Origin of the sequence: Bartonella sp. AA78NXGY, from assembly GCF_042197005.1 — a bacterium.
Classification (GTDB): domain Bacteria; phylum Pseudomonadota; class Alphaproteobacteria; order Rhizobiales; family Rhizobiaceae; genus Bartonella.
On sequence record NZ_JBHIRI010000104.1, the window covers coordinates 1 to 565 of the forward strand.

The following is a 565-nucleotide window of genomic DNA, read 5'->3' on the forward strand; positions in this document are numbered from 1 at the left end:
TTTAATTTTCTCTCATTTAAAAAAAATAATGGTGGTTTAACATTGCAATTTGAAAATAAAACCACCATACAAAGAAATTTACTTCAAATTATCTGTAATCCTTTTACAGAGGAATTCATAGAAGTTACTTGCATAATATTGTGGATCCTTGGGTGGAAAATCAAAATAGAGTGCACATTCTCCATTCTGGAATTGAGAATAATCGAAGAAAAATGTCTCTCCAAAATCGGTTCTACTAACAATAAGTTGCTGTGGCGTTGCAAAACCATTTTTTCTATAATTTAAGTTTTTATAAACAATATCATCACTACGAACAATCTCAAAGTTTGTATCATAAACGCTACATATTTCCTCACCACAAATTTCCCCTCTTCCATAGTTTTTTAAAAAACTTTTATAGGAAGACGTAAACTGCAAACCAAGAGTTTTCTCTGCTTTTTCAATCAGTGCATCATCAACTACTTCATCTGTAGAGCCAAAATCGATACTATCGTTATATTTATCAACTAGTACTGCAACATCAGCTAAGGTATAGGTTTTCATAGATGATCCTCAAAACTTGCGT

At 31.3% G+C, this 565-nt stretch carries 1 protein-coding gene; it reads right to left on the reverse strand.

All coding sequences use genetic code 11. The features are described from left to right. Positions 1–78: 78 nt before the first annotated feature. Positions 79–543 (reverse strand): SMI1/KNR4 family protein, encoded by a 465-nt coding sequence (locus ACFINL_RS09875; RefSeq protein WP_375647426.1) that lies wholly within the window; start codon positions 541–543, stop codon positions 79–81. Positions 544–565 lie beyond the last annotated feature (22 nt).

Coding starts and splice junctions, on each gene's coding strand:
- ACFINL_RS09875 (WP_375647426.1), bottom strand. CDS start 543: ATGAAAACCTATACCTTAGCTGATGTTGCAGTACTAGTTGATAAATAT.